The 19,516-nt window shown below is 63.8% G+C and carries 20 protein-coding genes; 10 read left to right on the top strand and 10 right to left on the bottom strand.

Annotated features, from left to right (window positions below; all coding sequences use genetic code 11):
• Window positions 1-9: 9 nt before the first annotated feature.
• Complete coding sequence (gene purE, locus ACSQ3L_RS06920; protein ID WP_436159268.1) at window positions 10-507, top strand: 5-(carboxyamino)imidazole ribonucleotide mutase; 498 nt, start codon at window positions 10-12, stop codon at window positions 505-507.
• On the top strand, window positions 504-1,580 hold the full coding sequence (locus ACSQ3L_RS06915; RefSeq protein ID WP_436159267.1) for a 5-(carboxyamino)imidazole ribonucleotide synthase: 1,077 nt from the start codon (window positions 504-506) through the stop codon (window positions 1,578-1,580). The genes purE and ACSQ3L_RS06915 overlap by 4 nt, the downstream gene beginning before the upstream one ends.
• A 9-nt stretch (window positions 1,581-1,589) precedes the next feature.
• Here ACSQ3L_RS06915 and ACSQ3L_RS06910 read toward each other — a convergent pair whose 3' ends face one another.
• Window positions 1,590-2,012: a lysozyme inhibitor LprI family protein gene (locus ACSQ3L_RS06910; RefSeq protein WP_436159266.1), complete on the bottom strand. Its 423-nt coding sequence runs from the start codon at window positions 2,010-2,012 to the stop codon at window positions 1,590-1,592.
• A 241-nt stretch (window positions 2,013-2,253) separates the two neighbouring features.
• On the opposite strand from ACSQ3L_RS06910, the gene ykgO reads away from it, so the two are divergent.
• The 3 genes from ykgO (at window position 2,254) to ACSQ3L_RS06895 (ending at window position 4,292) form a co-directional block, all read left to right on the top strand.
• Window positions 2,254-2,379 (top strand): type B 50S ribosomal protein L36, encoded by a 126-nt coding sequence (gene ykgO / locus ACSQ3L_RS06905; protein ID WP_006327841.1) that lies wholly within the window; start codon window positions 2,254-2,256, stop codon window positions 2,377-2,379.
• Window positions 2,380-2,488: 109 nt separating this feature from the next.
• Entirely contained in the window at window positions 2,489-3,094 is a 606-nt protein-coding gene (locus ACSQ3L_RS06900) for a tetratricopeptide repeat protein (RefSeq protein ID WP_436159265.1), read from the top strand.
• A 130-nt stretch (window positions 3,095-3,224) separates the two neighbouring features.
• A complete protein-coding gene (locus tag ACSQ3L_RS06895; protein ID WP_436159264.1) occupies window positions 3,225-4,292 on the top strand; it encodes an alpha/beta fold hydrolase in 1,068 nt (355 codons plus the stop codon).
• 15 nt (window positions 4,293-4,307) lie between these two features.
• Here the strand turns inward: ACSQ3L_RS06895 and pyk are convergent, their stop codons facing one another.
• Both pyk and ACSQ3L_RS06885 read right to left on the bottom strand, forming a co-directional pair.
• A complete protein-coding gene (gene pyk, locus ACSQ3L_RS06890) occupies window positions 4,308-5,744 on the bottom strand; it encodes a pyruvate kinase (protein ID WP_436159263.1) in 1,437 nt (478 codons plus the stop codon).
• Complete coding sequence (locus ACSQ3L_RS06885; RefSeq protein ID WP_436159262.1) at window positions 5,741-6,229, bottom strand: DUF1036 domain-containing protein; 489 nt, start codon at window positions 6,227-6,229, stop codon at window positions 5,741-5,743. The genes pyk and ACSQ3L_RS06885 overlap by 4 nt, the downstream gene beginning before the upstream one ends.
• 245 nt (window positions 6,230-6,474) lie before the next feature.
• Between ACSQ3L_RS06885 and ACSQ3L_RS06880 the strand changes: the two genes are divergently transcribed.
• The 3 genes from ACSQ3L_RS06880 (at window position 6,475) to ACSQ3L_RS06870 (ending at window position 8,905) form a co-directional block, all read left to right on the top strand.
• On the top strand, window positions 6,475-7,272 hold the full coding sequence (locus tag ACSQ3L_RS06880; protein WP_436159261.1) for an N-formylglutamate amidohydrolase: 798 nt from the start codon (window positions 6,475-6,477) through the stop codon (window positions 7,270-7,272).
• An 11-nt stretch (window positions 7,273-7,283) separates the two neighbouring features.
• Window positions 7,284-7,592 carry a DUF1244 domain-containing protein gene (locus ACSQ3L_RS06875; protein WP_013529201.1) on the top strand — a complete coding sequence of 103 codons (309 nt, stop codon included), beginning with the start codon at window positions 7,284-7,286 and terminating at the stop codon, window positions 7,590-7,592.
• 137 nt (window positions 7,593-7,729) lie between these two features.
• Window positions 7,730-8,905, top strand: a complete 1,176-nt coding sequence (locus ACSQ3L_RS06870) for an MFS transporter (protein ID WP_436159260.1) — start codon at window positions 7,730-7,732, stop codon at window positions 8,903-8,905.
• Here ACSQ3L_RS06870 and ACSQ3L_RS06865 read toward each other — a convergent pair.
• The gene (locus ACSQ3L_RS06865) at window positions 8,869-9,777 is read right to left on the bottom strand and encodes a LysR family transcriptional regulator (RefSeq protein WP_436159259.1); all 909 of its coding nucleotides are present in this window, start codon (window positions 9,775-9,777) and stop codon (window positions 8,869-8,871) included. The genes ACSQ3L_RS06870 and ACSQ3L_RS06865 overlap by 37 nt on opposite strands.
• A gap of 111 nt (window positions 9,778-9,888) precedes the next feature.
• On the opposite strand from ACSQ3L_RS06865, the gene ACSQ3L_RS06860 reads away from it, so the two are divergent.
• Complete coding sequence (locus ACSQ3L_RS06860; protein ID WP_436159258.1) at window positions 9,889-10,098, top strand: DUF680 domain-containing protein; 210 nt, start codon at window positions 9,889-9,891, stop codon at window positions 10,096-10,098.
• A 64-nt stretch (window positions 10,099-10,162) separates the two neighbouring features.
• Window positions 10,163-11,122: an SDR family oxidoreductase gene (locus ACSQ3L_RS06855; RefSeq protein ID WP_436159257.1), complete on the top strand. Its 960-nt coding sequence runs from the start codon at window positions 10,163-10,165 to the stop codon at window positions 11,120-11,122.
• 98 nt (window positions 11,123-11,220) lie between these two features.
• Here the strand turns inward: ACSQ3L_RS06855 and ACSQ3L_RS06850 are convergent, their stop codons facing one another.
• From ACSQ3L_RS06850 to ACSQ3L_RS06825, 6 genes are all read right to left on the bottom strand, one after another.
• A complete protein-coding gene (locus ACSQ3L_RS06850) occupies window positions 11,221-11,379 on the bottom strand; it encodes a DUF3309 family protein (RefSeq protein WP_436159256.1) in 159 nt (52 codons plus the stop codon).
• Window positions 11,380-11,528: 149 nt separating this feature from the next.
• Window positions 11,529-14,708, bottom strand: coding sequence for an efflux RND transporter permease subunit (locus ACSQ3L_RS06845; RefSeq protein WP_436159255.1), 3,180 nt, complete (start codon window positions 14,706-14,708; stop codon window positions 11,529-11,531).
• Between the two features lie 86 nt (window positions 14,709-14,794).
• Window positions 14,795-15,967 carry an efflux RND transporter periplasmic adaptor subunit gene (locus ACSQ3L_RS06840; protein WP_436159254.1) on the bottom strand — a complete coding sequence of 391 codons (1,173 nt, stop codon included), beginning with the start codon at window positions 15,965-15,967 and terminating at the stop codon, window positions 14,795-14,797.
• A gap of 154 nt (window positions 15,968-16,121) precedes the next feature.
• Entirely contained in the window at window positions 16,122-16,730 is a 609-nt protein-coding gene (locus ACSQ3L_RS06835; RefSeq protein ID WP_436159253.1) for a hypothetical protein, read from the bottom strand.
• Window positions 16,727-19,000: a molybdopterin cofactor-binding domain-containing protein gene (locus ACSQ3L_RS06830; protein ID WP_436159252.1), complete on the bottom strand. Its 2,274-nt coding sequence runs from the start codon at window positions 18,998-19,000 to the stop codon at window positions 16,727-16,729. The genes ACSQ3L_RS06835 and ACSQ3L_RS06830 overlap by 4 nt, the downstream gene beginning before the upstream one ends.
• Window positions 19,001-19,002: 2 nt before the next feature.
• Window positions 19,003-19,464: a (2Fe-2S)-binding protein gene (locus ACSQ3L_RS06825; protein WP_436159251.1), complete on the bottom strand. Its 462-nt coding sequence runs from the start codon at window positions 19,462-19,464 to the stop codon at window positions 19,003-19,005.
• Window positions 19,465-19,516: the final 52 nt, after the last annotated feature.

Here is a 19,516-nt window from a genome sequence, read left to right as displayed (position 1 = left end):
AACACAGACTTGGACGATCAACGCGCCGACGTCGCCATCATCATGGGCAGCCAGTCCGACTGGGCGACGATGCGACATGCGGCCGAAACGCTGGAAGCACTCGGCATCCCGCACAAGCGGCTGATCATCTCCGCGCATCGCACACCGGACCGGCTCTATGATTTCGCCAAGGGCGCCAAGGCGGCCGGCTATAAGGTGATCATTGCCGGCGCCGGCGGTGCCGCGCACCTGCCCGGCATGACGGCGGCGATGACGCCGCTGCCGGTGTTCGGCGTGCCGGTGGAATCGAAGGCACTTTCCGGACAGGATTCGCTGCTGTCCATCGTCCAGATGCCGGCCGGCATTCCCGTTGGAACGCTGGCCATCGGCAAGGCCGGTGCCGCAAACGCAGCCCTTCTGGCCGCTGCCGTGCTGGCGCTCTACGACGACAAGCTTGCCGTCCGTCTGGATGCCTGGCGCGCCGCGCAGACCGCCAAGGTCGCTGCCGAACCGACGGATGCGCCGTGAGCCTGCCCGCCGGATCGACCATCGGCATCATTGGCGGCGGCCAGCTCGGCCGGATGCTGGCTGCTGCTGCTGCCCGCCTCGGCTACCGCATCGTGGTGCTGGAGCCGCAAGCGGATTGCCCGGCGGCGCAAGTCGCCAACCGGCAGATCACTGCCGCCTATGACGACCCGACCGCCCTTGCCGAACTGGCAGCGTCGAGTTCTGTCGTCACCTACGAATTCGAGAACGTGCCGGTCGCCGCCGCCAGCGCGCTGGCCACCAAGGTTGCGGTCTATCCGCCGGCGCGCGCGCTGGAAGTGGCGCAGGACCGGGTGAGCGAAAAAACATTCCTCAATGGCATCGGCATCGCCACCGCGGATTTCCACGCCGTCGACAATGATGACGAGCTGACGGCGGCGCTGAAGGCGTTCGATGGCAGCGGCATCCTGAAGACGCGCCGCATGGGCTATGACGGCAAGGGCCAGCGCGTTTTCCGCAACATGGAAGCCGGCGGCTTTGCCGGCACCTACGAGGCGATGGGCAATGTACCGCTGATCCTGGAATCCTTCGTGCCTTTCGAGCGCGAGATCTCGGTGATCGCGGCGCGTGGGCTGGACGGTGTGGTCGCCGCCTACGATCCGGCCGAGAATGTCCACCGCAACGGCATTCTCCACACATCCACCGTGCCGGCCGCCATTATGCCCGAAACGGCGCAAGCCGCACGAACGGCGGCATCGAAGATCCTGTCGGCCCTGAACTATGTCGGCGTCATCGGCGTCGAGTTCTTCGTGCTGGCCGATGGCTCGCTGCTGGCCAACGAGATCGCGCCGCGCGTGCACAATTCCGGCCATTGGACGGAGGCAGCCTGCATCGTTTCGCAGTTCGAGCAGCACATCCGCGCCGTCGCCGGCCTGCCGCTCGGAGGCCCGAACCGCCATTCCGACTGCGTGATGGAAAACCTGATCGGCGACGATGTGCTGCGTGTTCCGGCCCTGCTCGCCGAGCCCGATCTGATGCTGCACCTCTACGGCAAGGCCGAGGCGCGCGCCGGCCGCAAGATGGGTCATTTCACAAGGGTCAGCCGTCGCGGCTGATAGCCCTGCCTACTGAACGTCGTCGCTCTCGTCCTCGTCGGGACTGGCGCAACTCGCATCGCCTTCCTCGCAATCGGCCGAAGCAGCCAGCTGTTTGGTGCGATCATCGGTCAGTCTGGTCAGGCACTGCGAAACCTCCATCGGATGGATCGAGCCGCCCTCGCTGGCTGCGGTGGAATGCGCGCACTCGGCATCGCGAAAGGTGATCCAGGCGCGTTGCGCCACTTGCAGCGATCTCTTGCCGTCGGCATCATCCGAGCCGATGAGATCCTGGTAAGCCGTATTGAGCCTGGCGTCGGCAGCCTGGTAATCCTCGTCGGCACAGATGTTCATCATCTGCTGGCTGTCGTCGCTGCGGTCGCATTCCTGCGCGCGAGCAACCGAAGCTCCCGCCAGCAGGACAAGGCAGGCGGACAGGAACATTCGGCGCATGGTTCTCTCCAAATCACTTCACGGCGACTGCATCATCCCAGCCGGTCCGGGACCGCGCAATGCCGCAAGGCCGACAAGGCGGATATTTGATGATAGGGATGATTCACAGCCGCTGTGGAGCACGCTTGCGGTTGACACGGACAAGGCTCCTCGTTTATGAGCCACCCACAGTTCAAAGGCGCGTCTTCTGGCGCGCCTTAAAATTTCGACCCGAACCGGGTCCACACCGACAGGCAAGACCATGAAGATCAAGAATTCGCTCAAGGCGCTGAAGGCGCGTCACCGCGACAACCAGCTGGTTCGCCGCAAGGGCCGCGTTTACATCATCAACAAGACCGCCCCGCGCTACAAGGCACGTCAGGGCTGAGCTTTTGGCTGGAGGCGTTGCCTCCGCCAGTTGATGCTTGTCGCCGGCCTGCCGGCTTCTCACGCTAAAATCACTTTGATGTTCCGCCGCCCAGGACTAGAGTCCGGCGATGCGGATTCTTTTTGCATTTTTGACATCCCTGCTTGTTTCCGGCGCGATTTACGCCCCGGCATGGGCCGATGATGCTGTCGTGCCACCGGCCACCAAGGGCGCACCGCCGGTGGCAACGACAAAACAAGCCCGCCTCGACCAGTTGTTCAGCGACCTGAAGCGCGAGCGCAACGAAAAGGCTGCCGAGCGCATTGCCGGCAACATCTGGAACGAATGGTCTCAATCCGGCAGCGCTTCGATCGACCTGATGATGCAATGGTCGCAAAAGGCCGTAGAGGGCCAGAAGTTCGACGTTGCGCTCGATTTCCTCGACCAGGTGGTGACCTTGCAGCCGGCCTATGCCGAAGGCTGGAACCGGCGCGCCACCGTGCATTTCATGATGAAGAACTACGGCAAGTCGATGTCCGACATCGATCATGCGCTGCAGCTTGAGCCACGCCATTTCGGTGCGCTGTCCGGCCTGGCCCAGATCATGGCCCTGACCGGCCACAAGCAATCGGCGCTCGAGGCCTGGCAGAAGGTGCTGGCCATCTATCCGATGATGCGCAGCGCCCAGGACCAGGTCGGCACGATTTCGGAAGAGCTTGCCGGAGAAGGCATTTGATCTAAGGGAATAGGCAGTAGGAATTAGGCAGTAGGTGCAGATCGCGCTGCGGAACACACATGCCTACTCCCCTACTCCCCTACTCCCCTACTCCCCTACAACTTATCCCTCTCCACCCCGTATCTCTCCCATGAACCTGGTCTACGCCGCTTTTGCTTTCCTGATGGCGCTTGTCTTTGCCTTTGTCGGCGTCACCCGCGTCGGCTCATGGCTGATCGAGCGCCGCAACCCGTCGGTCGGTGAATTCGCCGACATCGACGGCGCCCGCATCCACTATGTCCATGTTCCGGCGCCCGCCAATGCCGCGCTGCCGGCGATCGTCTTCATCCATGGCGCCAGCGCCAATCTCAGGGACCAGATGGTGCCGCTGCGCCCGGAGCTCGAAGGACGCGCCGAAATGCTGTTCTTCGACCGGCCGGGCCACGGCTGGTCGGGGCGCGGCCCCGGCGACAACGAGAACCCGTCGGCGCAGGCCAACACCATTGCCGCGCTGATGGACCGTCTCGGCATGAAAAAGGCTGTCATCGTCGGCCATTCCTTCGGCGGCGCGGTGACGACGGCCTTTGGCCGCGAGCATCCCGACAAGACACTTGGCCTGGTCTTCCTCGCACCGGCGACCCACCCATGGCCGGGCGGCGCAACGTCCTGGTACTACGATCTGACCACCATGGCGGTGATCGGCCGGCTGTTTTCCGAGACGCTGACCTACTCGGCCGGAACGCTGCAGATGACCGACGCCACCACCTGTGTCTTCTCGCCCAACAAGGTGCCGGACAATTATCTCAGCACGGCCTCGATCCCATTGGTGCTGCGCCCGACAGCCTTTCGCGCCAACGCCACTGATGTCGCCGGCCTCTATCGCTATGCCGTCGGCGCAGCACCGCACTACGCCGAGATCAAGGCGCCGACCGTGGTCATTTCAGGCGATCGCGACAAGGTCGTCTATGCGCAGGTTCACTCAGTCGGCCTTGTGCGCGACATCCCCGGCGCCGAACTCGTCTGGGTGCACAATCTCGGTCACAAGCCGGACTGGATCGCGCCCGACCTCGTCGTCGGCGCCATCGAGAAGGTCGCCGGCAGGGAGATCGACCTGCAGGCGATGGCCAGGACCGTGGAGGCGCGCATCGCCGGCGACGCCTATGGCGCCGGCAGATGCGTCGATATCAAGGAACCGCAGGCCGAACTCGCGCCGACTTGATCCCGCCCGGGGAATCTAGCGGCTGACTTGCGTGTCCGACCCGATATAGGCGATGCGCAGCATGTTGGTCGAACCCGGTGTCCGCAGCGGCACGCCCGCGGTGATGATGACGCGGTCGCCCGGCTTGCCGAAGCCTTCGTCGAAGGCGATGCGGCAGGCGCGATTGACCATGTCGTCGAGGTCGACGGCATCGGGCGAGACGACGCAATGCGTGCCCCACAAAAGCGACAGACGCCGCGCCGTGTTGAGGATCGGCGACAGCGCGATGATCGGCACCTGCGGACGCTCACGCGCGGCGCGCAGACCAGTGGTGCCTGATGCCGTGTAGGTGATGATCGCCGACAGTTTCAGCGTCTCGGCGATCTCGCGCGCGGCCAGCGAAATGGCGTCGGCGCCGGTCGCTTCCGGCTCGGAGCGCTGGGCATTGATGATGCCGGCATAGGTCGGGTCGGTTTCGACCTTGGTGGCGATACGGTTCATCATCGCCACGGCTTCGACGGGATAGGCGCCGGCCGCCGATTCCGCCGACAGCATGATGGCATCGGCGCCTTCGAAGACGGCGATCGAAACATCGGACACCTCGGCGCGGGTCGGCACTGGCGCTGTGATCATCGATTCCAGCATCTGCGTTGCAACCACCACCGGCTTGCCGGCGCGGCGTGCGGCGCGCGTGATCTGCTTCTGGATGCCTGGCACCGCCTCGAGCGGCATCTCGACGCCGAGATCGCCGCGGGCGACCATCAGTGCGTCGGACAGTTCGATGATCTCGGCCAGCCGGGCGACGGCCTGCGGCTTTTCGATCTTGGCCATGATCAGCGCCCTGCCGCGCGCGATCTTGCGTGCCTCGGCCAGATCCTCCGGCCGCTGCACGAAGGACAGCGCGACCCAGTCGACGCCTGTCGCCAGCACGGCATCGAGGTCCTTGCGGTCCTTCTCGGTCAGCGCGCCGACCGGCAGGTCGGTGTCGGGCAGGCTGACGCCCTTCTTGTCGGAAATCGTGGTCCCGGCGACGACGGTGCAGACGATCGACTTGCCGTCGCTCTTCACCGCCTTCAGCTCGAGCTTGCCGTCGTCGATCAGCAGGCGATGGCCGGCTTCGACCGAACTCAGGATTTCCGGATGCGGCAGAAAAACCCTGGTCGAGGTGCCGGGCTCGGGATTGTCGTCGAGCGTGAAGGTCTGGCCTTGCGTCAACACTTCCTTGCCATTGGCGAACTTGCCGACGCGCAGCTTGGGGCCTTGCAGGTCGGCCAGGATGCCGATCGGCCGGCCAACCGCCTCCTCGACGGTGCGGATGCGTCCGACCAGCGTGCGCATCAGCTCGTGATCGGTGTGGCTCATATTGATGCGGAACACATCGGCGCCCGCTTCGAACAGTTTCTTCAGCATCTCCTCCGACGAGGAGGCCGGACCGATGGTGGCTAGGATCTTGACCTTGCGGCTACGTCTCATTGACTGTTTGTTCCCGGGGCGGCTGGGGCGCCTCCCGTTGTGGACTCATCGGTCAGCTGGACCATCCAGCTTGCCTGTTCGCCCGTGTCATATTCCTGGAATCCGGCGCGCTGGAAGCCCCGGGCGACGCAGTCGGTTACGCCGGCGATCTTGAACTCTTTTTCAGCCACGCACATGTTGATCGGGCCGTCCCAGCGTCCGCCGCGCTCGGCGTCTTCTGCATAAAGATAGTAAAACCTTGATGACAGCGGCCCTTCGATCAGCGTCTTGCAGCTCGATCCCTCGATGTGCCACCAGCCTTCGGTGATCCAGCCGGCCTTGGCGCGATAGCCGATGCCGACGCCGACCAGGTTCTGCGTGGCGTTGCAGACGCGGAAATCGGCACGCGCCGGCGGGGCCATGACCATCGCCGACAGGCCCACGGCAAGGGTGAGGAGCGGCATGGCAAAGGCGGAGCGCTTACGCTGCCTGCCGGCGGAACCCATCCGAAAACCCCTCAAGAACCACATCAGCATCTCTCTGCGCCCCTTTTGGGAAAAGTCCGGGCGCATGTCAACGCACCGTTTTGTTCAATTCCAATCGATTTAGAAAGGCTCCGGCGCATAATTCGCCGACCCCTGCCAGATTTCCCGGGAAACCTTGGCCAAACAACGGCATTGCGCAAGCGTCGTCTTCATGGAATGACGATAGCACCCTCCCCCGAAGCCAGCGAACAGACCATTTCCCACCGATGACCCGATCCACAGTTTTCGCGCCTTTCGACATCATCGAGGGCGACCGCAAGCGAGGCATCGTGCTCCTGGGCGATCATGCCCGCCGCGACCTGCCCGATGAGTATGGCAGCCTCGGCTTGCCGGCGGCGGAGTTCGACCGCCACATCGCCTATGATATCGGTGTCGAAGCGGTGACGCGCGAACTGGCAGCGCTGCTCGGTGTGCCGGCGGTGCTCGCCAATTTTTCGCGCCTGCTGATCGATCCCAATCGCGGCGAGGACGATCCTACGCTCATCCGCCAGCTCTATGACGGCACCGTCGTGCCGGGGAACTACCCCATCGCCGCCGAGGAGCGCGAAAGGCGGCTTGATGGCTTCTACCGGCCCTATCACGACGCCGTCGGCGCCATGATCGCCTCGGTAGCGCAGGCCTCCGCTCAAGTACCCTTCATCTTCTCGGTACATTCCTTCACCCCAACCATGCAAGGAAGCCAGCGTCCCTGGCATGTCGGCATCCTGTGGGACCTGGACGATCGCGTGGCACGACCCCTGATCGACATGCTGGCCGAGGATAAAAATCTCGTCGTCGGCGACAATGAACCCTATGATGGTGCGCTGCGTGGCGACACCATGTACAAACACGCCATCGTCAACGGCTTCGCCCATGCGCTGATCGAAATCCGCCAGGATCTGATCGCTGACCAGAAGGGCGCGCTCGCCTGGGCCGACCGGCTGGCGCCGATCGTTGACGCCATCGACCGCCGTCCCGATATACATGTGGTGAAGATGTTCGGCTCGCGCACCGGGCCGCTATGACGGAGGTTTCGATGACCGAACTCAGCGACGAGCAGCAACGCGATTTCGAGGCGGCCGCCTTCCGCCGGCTGGTCGAACATCTGCGCGAGCGCAACGACGTGCAGAACATCGACCTGATGAACCTGGCCGGCTTCTGCCGCAACTGCCTGTCGAACTGGTATCGCGAGGCGGCCAATGCCGAGGGCGTCGATCTCACCAAGGACCAGTCGCGCGAGATCGTCTACGGCATGCCGTATGCGCAATGGCAGGCGCTCAACCAGACCGAGGCCTCCGACGCCAAGAAGGCCGAATTCGAGGCAAGGCGCCCCAAGGACCATTAGTTCAACTGTCGGCAGGCGCCCTCTCTTTCGGCTCCAATTCTCTGTTTGGCCCAAATGCTTTCCCGAAAGAGCGCTTGACTGGAAATTGAATCGATCTAATTTGCAGCGAAAAGCCATTTTTGACCGGATTCGTTTCGATGCGCGCCCAAGACGTCATGCAGACTGCCATTCGCGGACGATGGGCCGTGGCGGCGATTTTCCTCGCCAACGGCTTCTTGACCGGCAGCTGGGCGCCACAGATTCCGGTGTTCCTGACCCGGCTGGACATCTCGAAATTCACGCTCGGCCTGCTGATCCTGCTGTTCGGCGCCGGCGCCGTCGCCGCCATGACCTGGTGCGGCCATTTGATCTCCAGACATGGTTCGCGCACCGTGCTGCGCTGGTTCGGCCTTTGCGGCAGCCTCGGCCTGCTGGTTGTGGCATTGGCGCCCAACGTGCCGCTGGCAGCCATCGCCATGTTCATCTTCGGCGGCTCGATCGGCGGCATGGACGTCGCCATGAACGCCAATGCGGTGGTGGTCGAACGACGGCTCTTCCGCGCCATCATGTCGTCGTCGCATGGCTTCTGGAGTCTCGGCGGTTTCGCCGGCGGCGGCCTCGGCGGCTTTGCCATCCAGCACTACGGCCACCTCGCCCACGCGGCGGCGGTGACAGCCCTCGCCTTCGCGGTGATCGCGGTGGCTGTTCGCCATCTAGTCGGTGAGGACAGGCCGCAGGCGACCGAACATCACAAATTCACGCTGCCGGCGAACCCGCTGGTCTACCTCGTCGGCCTGATGGCGCTACTGACGATGATCTCCGAGGGAGCGGTGCTTGACTGGGCAGCGCTGTATCTCAGGCAGGAACTTGGCGCCGACCTTGCTGTCGCCGGTCTCGCCTATGCTGCCTTTTCCGGTGTCATGGCGATCATGCGCTTCTTCGGCGACGGCGTGCGCAACCGCTTCGGCGCGGTGACGACGCTACGCGGCTCTGCGGTCGTCGCGGCCGCCGGCATGCTGATCGCCGGGCTATCGCCCTCGCCCTGGCTCGCGATCGCCGCCTTTGCCTTGTGCGGCTTCGGCATCGCCAACATGGTGCCGATCATCTTTTCGGCCGGCGGCAACCAGGAGGGCATGTCGTCGGGCACCGGCATGAGCGTCGTCACCACCATGGGTTATTCAGGCATTCTGGTGGCACCTTCGGCGATCGGCTTCGTTGCCGAGCATTCCAGCTTCGGCCCGATCTTCATCGCCATGTCGGGGCTGCTGATCGTCGTGTTGCTGATGGCCGGGCTCGCTCACCGCGCCGAATTCGCGCCAGCGCCAGCCGAATAGCGTTTCAGCTCCTCGTAGAGAAAATCCGCCACGCGGCGAATGCGCACACTGGCGCGCACGTCGCGGTGCATCGCCAGCCACACGGGCAGGACAGGCAAAGGCAGGCCCGGCAGCAATTTCTCCATCGACGGATGCCGGTCGACCAGCGGCTCTTGGCCAAGACCGATGCCGTTTCCCGCCCGTACCGCTTCCCACAAAACCATCTGGTTGTCGGCCCTGAAGCGGAAGCTGCTCCGGGTGACCGGAATGCCATACTGGGTAAAGCCCCTGATGATGTCGTCGCTGCGGTCGAAGCCGACCAAATCGTGGTCGACAAGATCGGCTGGCTTCAGCGGGCGGCCGCGCCTGTCGAGATAGGATTTCGCCGCGCAGGCGCAAAGCTCGATGTCGCAGACCTTGCGCGACATCAGCTCGTTCTGCGCCGGCTTAACCATGCGGATGGCGATGTCGGCATCGCGACGCAGCAGGTTTTCGACCTGGTTGGAAGCAACGATCTCGACCTCGATGCCGGGCTCTTCGATACCGAGCCGCATCGTCATCTCCGGCAGCACATAGGCCGCCACCACCTCGCTGGCGGCGATGCGCACCGTGCCTTCGATTGCCTCGACCGAGCCCAGCGCCAGCAGTGAAAAGGCGGCTGCCTGCTCGCTGACCGCCTTGCCGCGTTCGAACAGCGTGCTGCCGGCTTCCGTCAGTTCATAGCCGCGCCGCCCACGCCGAAACAGCGTGATATCAAGCGCCTGTTCGAGCTCGCTGATGTGACGGCCAAGCGTCGGCTGGCTGGCCGAGAGCTTTCGCGCTGCCGCCGACAGGCTGCCGGTTTCCGCCACGGTGACGAAGCTCTTGATCAGGTTCCAGTCGATTTCACTCATTCATTTTTGAATATCAGAATCCCATTCATAGTCAATTTCCATTCGGAGATGAGGCGATCATATTCGGACTGCAAGACCAACAAGCTGCAAACACCAACAAGGAGACCAGAAATGAACAAGATCGCACTCGCCGCCGCCGCCATCCTCATCGCTACGGCCACCGCTTTTGCCGGCAGCGACAAATTTGGTTCGAACAATGCCAGTCAGCCGGCAGTCACCAGCACCGACAGCACGATCACCACCTCGATCCGCAAGTCGGACGTAGCCGTCCAGAAGCCGGTCACACAGGGCGGCAGCCGCGACCTCTTCGGCAACCGCTGATCTCGATCGCGCTTGTCGCTGATCCCCAACCGACCACGCAAATCCGAACCCAGGAGTACTTCCAATGACCAAGATCGCAATTCTCGGTGCCAATGGCCGGCTCGGCCGCGTGGTCGCCAGGGCCTTCATCGACGCCGGCTATGATGTCCGCGCTATTACCCGCAACGGCAAGCTGCCAATCGAACTCAAGGGAGCTACGGCCGTTGCGGGTGACGCGCTCGACCGGGAAGCGCTCATCCGCGCAACGGAGGGTGTCGACATCATCTTCAACGGCCTCAACCCGATCTATACGGACTGGGGCAAGTGCATGCCGATGGCCGAAAACGTCATGGCCGCTTGCCATGCCAACAACGCGCTGCATCTCTTTCCCGGCACCGTCTACAATTACGGCTCGCCGATGCCGCAGGTGATCACGGAAGACACGCCTTTCCGCCCGACGACCGAGAAGGGGCGCATCCGCGTCGCCATGGAAGACCTGTTTCGCCGCGAGGCCGACGCGGGCCGCGTCCGCACCATTCTTCTGCGGGCTGGCGATTTCTTCGGCGGCACCGGCAGCGGCTCGTGGTTCGATCTGGTCGTCGCCGCCAAGATCGGCAATGGCGTCTATACGGCGCCCGGCCCGGCCAGCCTGGTGCACGAATGGGCCTATCTGCCGGACTTCGCCGTGGGCTTCGTCGCACTGGCCAAGAATCTCGACAAGCTCGGCTTCTACGAGGCGCTGAATTTCCCGGGTCACCCGGTCACCGATCTCGAACTCAGGGCCGCTGCTGAAAAGGCGGTCGGCCGCCCGCTCAAGATGACCTCGATGGCCTGGTGGGTGCTGCGTGCCGGCAGCCCGTTCGTGGCGATGTGGCGCGAGATCGTCTCGATGTCCTATCTTCGCTTCGAGTCACACGAACTGGCTTCAATGCGCCTGGAAGACATTATCGGCGAGATCCCGCATACGCCACGGGACCAGGCGGTCCGTGAAGCTCTCGAAGATATCGGCATCGCTACCGTGAGCGCCGTTGCGAAAGTTGCCTGACAGGCACAGCGGCGGCACAGCCATGGCTTGCCCGCCCGCCTCTTCACATCGAGGATATCTTTTCCCTGAAAAGTCTCTTCTCCGTCCAGAAAGCCGGCTCAGAGCCGCCCCATCAACAGCAATATCAGAAGCACCACCAGCACGACGCCGACGATACCCGACGGCCCATAACCCCAGGAGCGCGAATGCGGCCAGGCCGGCACCGCGCCAATGAGGACAAGGATCAGGATGATGATGACGATGGTGGTGATCGGCATGATAAACTCCCAGCACAATGCTTTGCGTTGCTCCGGTGACAACGCTTTGTTGCCCCCGAGACAATGCTTGGCATTGCTCTTGGGAAGAACAATGCAAAAGGCCGCCCGGTTGTTCCGGGCGGCCTTTGCCGGTCAAATTGGCAAGGGGGCTATTCGGCGGCCTTCGGAAAGGCAATCTCCGGCTCTGCTCCGGCTTCCTGCCCCGGCGCGTCGGTCGAGGAAATCTCGCCCTTGCCGCGGCGGAACAGCCGGCTGATCAAGCCGCGCCGTGCGCCCGGCTTGACCTTGGCGCGGGTGAACACCATCAGCATTGACGGCGTCACGACCAGCGTCAGCACCGTGGCGAACGAAAGGCCGAAGACGATCGCCGAAGACAGCGAAATCCACCACTGCGTCGAAGGCGCGTTGATCGTCGTCTCGTGATGGAAGATTTCGAGGCCGAGCCCGAAGGCGATCGGCAGCACGCCGAGAATGGCCGACACCGCCGTCAGGACCACCGGACGGGCGCGTTCGCGGCAGGTTTGCAGCACCGCCTCGACCTTGTCCCAGCCCTCTTCGCGCAGCCGGTCATAGGTGTCGATCAGCACGATGTTGTTGTTCACCACCACGCCGGCGAGCGCGATGACGCCGATGCCCGACATGACGATGCCGAACGTCTCGCCTGTTATCAGCAGCCCGAGGAACACGCCGATCGTCGCCATGACCACGCAGGACAGCACCAGCCAGACGCTGGTGAACTTGTTGAACTGCGCCAGCAGCACCAGGAAGATCAGGAAGATCGCCGCACCGAAGGCCTTGCTGAGGAAGGCGCTGGCTTCGGCGCTGTCCTCGTTCGAGCCGGCCAGCTTCCAGCGGATGCCGCTGCCCAAATTCATCTCCGAGACAGCCTTGGTGACCTGCTCCTGCACGGCCGCGACCTGGGTGCCGGCGGCAACGTTGGCCTGGACGACTACCGTGCGCGCGCCGTCGATGCGGTTGAGGATGCCGACCGTCGGTTCGGGCTTGCGCACGACGAAGTTCGAGATCGGCACCGAGCCTTGCGAGGTCTGCACCCTGAGTTCGTCGAGTGTCGACAGAGTGCGCCGGTCCTCGGGCAGGCGTAGCCTTATGTCGACGGCGTCGTCGGCGCCGGCTGGACGGTATTCCGAGAGCTTCAGCCCGTTGGTCACCAGTTGCACCACGGTTCCGACCGAAGTCGGGCTGATGCCGTATTGCGCCGCCTTGGCGCGGTCGACCGCGAGCGCCCAGTCGACGCCGGGTGGCGGCAGGCCATCGGAAATGTCGATGACGCCAGGAACCTTGCCGATGCGCGCCGCGACAGCACGGGCCTTGTCGTCGAGCCCCTTGGGGTCGACGGCCGAAAGCCTGATCTGGATCGGCTTGCCGGTCGGCGGACCGGCCTCCGGCACGCGCACCTCGACATCGACGCCGGGAATGCCGGCCATAACGCCGCGCAGATCGTCCAGGATGTGGTTCGCCGACTTGCGCTCGCGCCAGTCGATGAATTCGTACTGGATGACGCCGACGACGTCTTCGGGAATGTCCTGACCGCCGCCTTGCGTCTTGCCGACGCGGGTGTAGACCGATTTCACGCCCGGCCAGCCGAGCAGCCTGTCTTCCGCGATCTTGGTCGCCGTATCCATTTCGGCCAGCGAAAGATTGCCGCGCGCATGCACGTAGAGCAGGCCGTAATCCGGCTCGACATTCGGGAAGAACTCGACGCCGGCGCCGTATTTCGAATAGGCGAAGCCGACGCCGAACAGCAGCGCGACGGTCAGCACCAGCACGGTGATGGGGAAGCGCACCGCTTGCTTGACGATTGACATGTACCAGCCGTCGCGATTGTCATCCTCGTGATGCGGCGGCGCCTTGGCGAAGATCGCACCCAAGGTCGGCGCGAACACCAGCGCATAGAGCATCGAGGCCGACAGCGTGACGATCAGCGTGATCGGCATGTATTTCATGAAGTCGCCGATGATGCCCGGCCAGAACAACAGCGGCGAGAAGGCAGCGATGCGCGTCATCGTCGCGGCGATGACCGGACCGGCCATGCGCTTGGCGGCGAGCGCGAAGGCTTCCTCCTTCGGCATGCCTTCGCTCATCCGTCGCTCGGCGAACTCGGTGACGATGATGGCGTCGTCAACCAGCATGCCGACGGCAAGGATCAGGCTGAACAGCACGATCATGTTGATCGTGTAGCCCATCATCGCCAGCAGCAGGATGCCGATCAGGAAGGATGACGGAATGGCAAGCCCGATCAGCAACGAGGCACGGCCGGACAGCGCATAGAGGATGACGATGAACACCAGGATGACTGCGATCATCACATGGTTCTGCAGATCGCCGAGCAGCTGGTTGACGAAGACCGACTTGTCCTGCGTGTAGGTGACGTTCATGCCTTGAGGCATGGACTTGACGAACTCGTCGGACACCTCTCGCACCTTGGCGATGGTGTCGATCAGGTTGGAGCCGATGCGCTTCTTGACTTCGATGGCGATGGCCGGCTTGCCGTTGAGGCGCGTCACCGTCTCGGCATCCTTGAAGGTCGAGCGGATCGTGGCAATGTCCTTGGCCTGGACGACGGCGTTGGGGCCGGCAACCACCGGCAGTGCCGCGACATCCTCCGGCGTCTCGATCAGCGACGGCACCTTGACGGCGTACTTGCCTTCCGAGCCCTCGATGTTGCCGGCGGCGACCAGACTGTTGGAGTTGCCGACCGCACCGATCAGCTGGTCGAGCTGCAGCCCGTAGGAAGACAGCTTCATCGGGTCGATAACAACTTCGACGAGATCGTCGCGTGCACCCTGCAGCGAGCCTTCGAGAACACCGGGCACCTCCTCGATGCGGTCGCGCAGTTCGCGCGCAGCGGCGGTCAGCACGCGTTCGGGCAATTCGCCCGACAGCGTGACGACGAGCACCGGAAACTCGGAAATGTTGACTTCGTTGACAGTCGGCTCCTCGGCTGCCTGCGGCAGGTCGGCCTTGGCGTCCTGCACCTTGCTGCGCGTGTCCTGCAGCGCCGTGGCGAGGTTGGTCTGCGGCTGGAATTCGACCAGCACGTAGCCGCCGCCCTGGAAGGCGGCCGAACGCATTTCCTTGAGGCCCTTCAGGTTCTTCAGCTTGCTTTCCATCGGCCGCAACAGCAGCCGCTCGGAATCCTCAGGCGAAATGCCCTGATAGATCAAGCTGATATACATCATCGGAATCGGAACGTCGGGCTCCGCTTCCTTTGGCGTCGACTGATAGGCGACCGCGCCGGCCAGGATGAGGAACACCAGCACCGAGATGGTCAGGCGGGCATTGTTGATTGCGAGTCTGACGATATCCATGGCCAACGCCTGTTCTTGAATTTTCACGAGCTGCGTCGCAGCCGATTGTCCCCGCCCAGGGCTAGTCCGTCGCGACCTGTGCTACGCTACTGGGTGCCGGCGGTCGCCTCGCCCAGCAGCTTCTTGATGGTCGCCTGGTCGGCCTCGACCGGGTTGACCAGGTCGCCTTCCTTCACCAGTTCCTGGCCGGCGACGATGATGCGCGCGTCGGCCGGGATGCCGCCGAGCACGAGGCCGGTCGGCGTGTCGTCGACGAGGTCGATCGGGAAGAACGCCACCTTGTTGTCCTTGCCGACGGCACGGATGCCGAGGTCGCCCTTGTCGCCAAGCGTCACCACCGAGCGCGGCAAAAGGACCGCGTCGGTCGGTTGCGCGTTGAGCGCGATTTCCGCCGTCATGCCGGCCGGCACGGAGCCGTCGCCATTGGGGATCGCCACCTCGACGCGGAAGGTGCGGGTCGCCGACGAGGCGTCGCGGCTGATGTAGCGCACGGTGCCTTCGACGTTCTGGCCGCTGACCAGCCGTATAGTGGCCTTGTCGCCGAGCTTCAGGTAGCCGAGGTCGCGTTCGCTGACTTCGCCGCGGGCAATCACCGGATCGAGCTTGAGGATGGTTGCCACCTCGCCGCCCTGCATGATGGAACTGCCAAGTTCCACCGGCACCCGGTCGATCACGCCGTCGAAAGGCGCCTTCACCTCATTGCGGTCGAGTTCGGCCTGTGCCGTATCCAGCAGCGACTGCGCCGAGGTCAGGTTCGAGCGCGCGGTGTCGAGCTGCAGCTTCGGCAAATTGCCAGTCTTCATCAGCCGCAGGGCTGCGTCCAGTTCGGCCTGGCGCTGCACCACGAGCTGCCTGGCGTTGTCGACCATCGAGATCTTTTCTTCCGCCGCCAACATTAGCACCAGATCACCGGTCTTGACGTGATCGCCTTGCTTGACAGGCAGCTTGTCGATGACGCCGGCAACACGGGTTGCGAGCACCGCGCGCTTGTCGGCTTCGGTAAGCCCGGAAATGCGGATGGCGCGCGCATAGGTCTTGCGCGGCGGCGTCACCACCGCGACGGTGCGCAGCGGCGCCTTCGGCTCGGCTTCCGCCGCCTTGGGCTTGTTCGTGTCAGGCGCCTTGCCCTGCTCGACTTCGGCTGCCTTGGCTTTGTCCGCCGCTGCGCTGCCGACCGACGAAAACTCGCCTGTCGCCATCCAGGCCGCGAAACCAATCAGCACAACAACGGCTGCAAGCTTGTGAAACCTGAATCTCATCGTCGTTTTTTCCACTGCGGGTTCGGCCAGCGTCCTCATAACGCGGGCGCGTCGCCGATATGGGTGCGCGCCGGGCCGTGTTCAATTTGCCGTGATCGGCGAAGCGCGCTTCTACATCAAAGTTGCACCGCAATATAGTCCGAAAGTTGCAAGATCATTGCGCCACCGGACAAGATGCGCCCGCCGCAGCCCAGGTTTCGATTGCTTGATAGGTTGCTTCGGCGGAGCCCGGAGCCGGTTCACGACCCGATCCCGGCGCCCAGCCCCAGGCCACCAATTTGTCGTCGCGTACATGCAACGCGATATCCTTCAAGCTACGGTTGCCATTGCGCAAGGTATCCTTGATCTGGGCGCAGACTTCGGCCGAGGATTTGCCGAACCAGGCCATCTCGGCTGGCGCCAGATGCCAGTTCTCGGCCCCGGGCGGCCCGTGCAATGCATTGGAATTGCTGAAGAAATGGCAGGTCGTGCAGCGCAGGCCAGGATTGCCGAAGCCCGATCCGTCGGCACCGCGCTGGACATTGAAGGCGTGAACGCGGATGCCGCCATAATGCGCACCGGACCAGCGCGGCCGCTCGTCCGCGACATGACAGTCGGCGCAGCGCGGATGCGAGAACACCGCATAGATCTTGTCCCATTCGGACAGGCCTTTCGCCGCGTCGACCATTACCGGCACCAGCGTCTGGTTCTCTTGCGCGATTGCGAACGGCACTGCCAAGACAAGCATGGCAGCAGGCGTCAGCATGATGAGGAGCTTCTTCATGCGAAGGCCACCGCTTTCGACAGCGGCAGCGTGCGGATGCGCTTTCCGGTAAGCGCGAAGATGGCGTTGGCGAGCGCCGGAGCCGCCGGCGGCGTGCCGACCTCGCCAACGCCGCCCATCTTGTGGAAGTTCTCCAGGATGGCGACTTCGAAGACCGGGCACTGGAAGATGCGCATGGCGTCGAAATCGTGGAAGTTCGACTGTTCGACCATGCCGTCGGCGAAGGTGATTTCCTGACCCATCGCGGCCGACAGGCCGTAGATGGCGGCGGAAATCAGCTGCGCCTCGATGATGCCAGGATCGAGCGCGGTGCCGACATCGGCGGCGATCCACACCTTCTCGATGCGGATGCCGGCCGGCGTGTCCGCCACCTGGACGATCTCGCCGACCCAACTGCCGAAGGACAGCGTGAAGGCCATGCCCTTGGCCTTGCCGGCGGGCAGCGCCTCGCCCCATTTCGCCATCGCGGCGACTCTCTCCACCACCTTCACCGCCGAGGGATAGGCGGCCATCAGTCTCTTGCGCATCTCGACCGGATCAATTTTTCCGGCAACGGCGATCTCGTCCATGAATCCCTCATGGAAGAAGCCATTGACGGAACTCCCGACCGAGCGCCAGGAGCCGACAGGGATGGAGACCGGCGCCGCGATACCGCTGACCCGGTAATTCGGGATGGTGTAGGGCTGGTCATAGGCGCCATCGACAATGGTCTTGTCGGGACCGAGCGGCGATATCGAGGGAAACAACCGCCGCAACGTGCCGGCAATCACCGATGGAGAGGCCATCTTCATGTCGACGGCGACCGGCATGCCGTCGTCGCCGAGCCGCGCCTGGAATTTGCCGATTGCGGCTGGCCGATAGGCGTCGTGGCGCATGTCTTCTTCACGCGTCCAGGTCACTTTGATCGGGCGCCCGCCCGTCTCCTTCGCCATCAGCGCGGCGCACAGCGCGTAATCAACCTCGACGCGCCGGCCGAAACCGCCGCCCATGAAGGTTGTATGCACGGTGACCTTGTCCTGCTCGATGTCGACCGCGTTGGCGCAAAGCTGCCGCACCAGGGTCGGCGCCTGGTTGCCGCACCAGATGTCGAGCGCGCCGTCCCTGAACTGTGCCGTGGCGTTCATCGGCTCCATCGTCGCATGCGCCAGATAGGGCACCGCATAATCGGCCTCGAGGATCCTTTCGCGCGGCGCATCGGCAAAGGCGGTGTCGACATCGCCATTGTCGCGCATCACCGAGCCCTTGGTGCCAAGCGCGTGCTTCAGCACATCGGATATGGCGGCGCTGCCGAGCGGATATTCGGGATCGGACCACTGGGCGTCGATCGCCTCGGCCGCCTTGAACGCCGCCCAGGTATTTTCCGCGATGATGCCGAAGCCATGGCCGTAATTCGTCTCGAGCGGCACGATCTTGATCACGCCGGGCATTTTTTCGGCCTTGGTCAGGTCGGCCTTGACCGGCTTTGACCAGAAGCGCGGGCTCATCTTGACAGTACCGTAGAGCATGTCCGGCAGCCTGACATCGATGCCGAAGATCGGCGCCCCGGTGACCTTGGCCAGCATGTCGATGCGCTTTTGCGGCTTCCCAAGCAGCTTCCAGTCGGTCCGGTCCTTGAGTTTGACTTCTGCAGGCAGCGCCATCGCGGCAGCGGCGGCAGCAACCGCGCCATAAGTCAGCGACTTGCCGGATGCCTTGTGCAGGATCGAACCGTCGGCCGTTTCCAGATCGGCGGCGGCGACACCCAGTTTTTGTGCCGCGGCAGCGATCAGCATCTGTCGGGCGGCCGCGCCCGCTTGCCGCATCTTGTCAAAACCATCGCGTGTCGAAGCCGAACCACCAGTGCCTTGCAAGGCAAGGAATTTGCCGACCACACCGAGGCCCGAGCGCACCGCCTGCGCCGTCATGCTCTCGTCGAAGAAGGCGAACGGGCCGCCCTCTTCGAGGATCGCAGCGTTGTAATAGGCATGGGAGGCCGGCCCGTGCTCGACCTTGACCCGGTCGAGGCCGACATCGAGCTCTTCGGCGACCATGGCGGCAAGCGTAGTCGAAATGCCTTGTCCCATCTCGGCGCGCGGCGCGACGATGGTGATGGTGTTGTCGGCACCGATCTTCACATAGGGATTGAAGGTCGCCTCGCCCTTGCCGAGTTCGGCCTCGAGCGGGTTCGGAAAAGGTTTGCGGTAATAGTAGTAGCCGACGGCGACGCCGCCCGCGATGGCGGCCGCGCCAATCAGAAACGTGCGGCGGGCAATCTTTCCAACACTGGCCATGATCACAGCCCCGCCGTCTTGAGCGCCGCGGCCTTCTTGATCGCCGAGCGGATTTTTGGATAGGTCCCGCAGCGGCAGAGATTGCCGCCCATGGCGTTGTCGATGTCGGTGTCGCTCGGGTCGGCGACCTCGTCGAGCAGCGCCACCGCGCTCATGATCTGGCCGGCTTGGCAGTAGCCGCATTGCGCGACCTGTTCCTCCAGCCATGCCTGCTGCACCGGATGCAGTCTGTCCGCCGTGCCGATGCCTTCGATGGTGGTGACGGCGCCGCTGACCTGGCCAACCGGAAGCGAACAGGAACGCACCGGCTGACCGTCGACATGCACGGTGCAAGCACCGCAGGCAGCGATGCCGCAGCCGAACTTCGGCCCGGTCTTGCCAAGGAGATCACGCAGCGCCCACAGCAGCGGCATGTCCGGATCGGCATCGATGTCGAATGATTGTCCGTCGACGGTGAGGCGCATGGGATACCCTCTGTTGTCGTCCACTGCCCAGGGCGAAGCGTCCTCTCGGGTC

The sequence above is a fragment of the Mesorhizobium sp. LjRoot246 genome (assembly GCF_964254115.1).
Lineage (GTDB): Bacteria > Pseudomonadota > Alphaproteobacteria > Rhizobiales > Rhizobiaceae > Mesorhizobium.
Note: the sequence above shows the minus strand (reverse complement) of the source record. Positions and strands in the feature narration are given on the sequence as shown.